The sequence below is a fragment of the Methylobacterium sp. E-046 genome (assembly GCF_022829625.1).
Classification (GTDB): Bacteria; Pseudomonadota; Alphaproteobacteria; order Rhizobiales; family Beijerinckiaceae; genus Methylobacterium; species Methylobacterium longum.
In genome coordinates, this window is record NZ_JAKSYP010000181.1 from 1 (window position 1) to 1854 (window position 1854).

Consider the following 1854-nt stretch of genomic DNA (forward strand, 5'->3'; position numbering starts at 1 on the left):
GCCCATCGCACGCTGGTAGCTGTCATCGATTACCAGCAGATGCGTCTCGCCCCAACTCATCATCGGCGCCGGCCCTGGGTTGAGCGGCGACAGCTTCAGCCTCTCGTGGTTCGGGATGGCCTTGGCTGAGATCGAGCGGAAGTCAGCCTCGCCGGTCGCATCGGACGGCAGGACGGATGTGTACTGTTCCATGTTCGCTCCTCACGGGAGCGGTGGTTAGAGCCACGACCGCTGGGGAACGCTGCGGTCAACTCGGCTCCGCTCCCAGGCAGAGCTTCCGCTGAGCTTGGCTACATGCCAAATCCCAATCCACTCGTGGGCTAGCTGGTCAAGTTCCTACCTTTTTAGGGAGTGACCGCCTCCTACTCCACGGTGCGCCCCTTCACGCGCGGCAGGGCCGGCCGCACACAGACGGTTTACCGCTACGTGCACACCTGCGGAACGAGCCTTCGCGTTGGGCACTTGACGAACTGCCATGCATTGGTCTTGTCTGATCCTCATCGCCGAACAGGCGTTTGTGCCCGCGCAATGGGAGCGCGCCTCTGTGCGGAAGGAGGCCGTCCACGAAGCGCTCTGGCTTGGCTTTGTGGGCGCCGTCGTGAGCGTTGGGGCGCTCGCGTTCCTGATGGGAACGATTGAGATCAGCGGCATAACCCATTGTGCAAATTGGCACCGGAAGCATGCCGCGGCGCAACTCGCCGACGGTCCGCTACCGCCCCTGTCCGTCGAACGCGACGGCAATCTGCTGCTCAAGCATCATGCTGCCGTTCCCGGGCAAACGGCTAGGATGTAAAACGATGGGGAGTGGCGGTCCGTCCAGTCGTAGCCTGGACCGACTGACATCCCGATCTGGGACCCCGCCAAGGGCCACTGTTGAGGCGCGGCTAAGGGCACTTCAGCACCCTTCACTTCAGGCCGCGTCGCGTACTGGCCCCGGCCGTGAGGAACGGCACTAAGCCCCGCCAGCCCGTGATCAGATCGGGCGGCGGGGCCAACGCTTTGGATGGGGCACTGTAACCACTATGCCGAAGCCGTCCGATGCACTCCTCCACGTCTTACTCGCCAAGGCAGAGCAGGATCTCGCCGAAGCTGAACGGCGCCGTGACCATCAAGCCCGTGTCGTCTACGACCTGCGCGATGGCACGGATGCGCGGGTCTTCGCCGAGAAGGGGCTGCGCGAAATCGAACGAACCATCGGGTTCATTCGCGCGAACCGGGAGCTGATCGAGCACATCCTGGCCTGATCAATATCAGCCAGGCGGACGCTACGCCGACGCGATCAGCATCCAGTTGCGCGCACGCGCCAAGCGATCTTCGTCTGGCATCAGCGGCATGTCCGTGATCACCCGCTCTACGATCACGCGCAGGTCGAATTCGTTGACGTTGAGGCCCTGCGCGAACCCGTAGAGCTGCCGCATTAGGCGCGCGACGACGATATCGTGTTCCGAGGCGGAAACGCTCATGGCTTCCGCCGCCTGCGCCTCGGCTTCTTCGGTAGTGTTTTGGCCAGCACGTTCCGGATCTCGCGTAGGATCAGATCGGCGGCAACAGGATTGTCGGTTTCCCGGGCCACGTCGACGAGCACCTCAATGATCTTGAGGGCTTCGTAGGGGTACATCAGCGGGGCGGGTTCATCGGCCATCGCCTCATCCCTGCAACGGAAAGCCCATAATCACGGCGGTCTTCACCATCGTGCGGCGCAGCCCCGCGCGTCCCCTATGCCTTGGCTCCGGCCCATACCTCCGACAAGGCCGCAATTGCCTCGTCCTTGGTTTGCACCTCACCATCGAGCGGCTTCCGATCAGCCTCACTGTGCTGACACCCCGTGCAGGCCCAGAACCACGTATCAGCGTT

Annotated in this window: 4 protein-coding genes and 1 pseudogene; 2 read left to right on the forward strand and 3 right to left on the reverse strand. The window is 63.2% G+C overall.

Features of this window, described 5'->3' with window-relative positions; all coding sequences use genetic code 11:
- Positions 1–192 (reverse strand): annotated as a pseudogene (locus MKK82_RS18265) (hypothetical protein); the annotation flags it as partial.
- 283 nt (positions 193–475) lie between these two features.
- Here MKK82_RS18265 and MKK82_RS18270 point away from each other — a divergent pair.
- Together MKK82_RS18270 and MKK82_RS18275 are read left to right on the forward strand one after the other, a co-directional pair.
- Positions 476–793, forward strand: coding sequence for a hypothetical protein (locus MKK82_RS18270; protein ID WP_243986429.1), 318 nt, complete (start codon positions 476–478; stop codon positions 791–793).
- A 229-nt stretch (positions 794–1022) separates the two neighbouring features.
- The gene (locus tag MKK82_RS18275; RefSeq protein WP_243986430.1) at positions 1023–1244 is read left to right on the forward strand and encodes a hypothetical protein; all 222 of its coding nucleotides are present in this window, start codon (positions 1023–1025) and stop codon (positions 1242–1244) included.
- A 21-nt stretch (positions 1245–1265) separates the two neighbouring features.
- Here the strand turns inward: MKK82_RS18275 and MKK82_RS18280 are convergent, their stop codons facing one another.
- Both MKK82_RS18280 and MKK82_RS18285 read right to left on the reverse strand, forming a co-directional pair.
- Positions 1266–1463 (reverse strand): hypothetical protein, encoded by a 198-nt coding sequence (locus MKK82_RS18280; RefSeq protein ID WP_243986431.1) that lies wholly within the window; start codon positions 1461–1463, stop codon positions 1266–1268.
- Positions 1460–1642, reverse strand: coding sequence for a hypothetical protein (locus tag MKK82_RS18285; protein WP_243986433.1), 183 nt, complete (start codon positions 1640–1642; stop codon positions 1460–1462). The genes MKK82_RS18280 and MKK82_RS18285 overlap by 4 nt, the downstream gene beginning before the upstream one ends.
- Between the last annotated feature and the right edge of the window lie 212 nt (positions 1643–1854).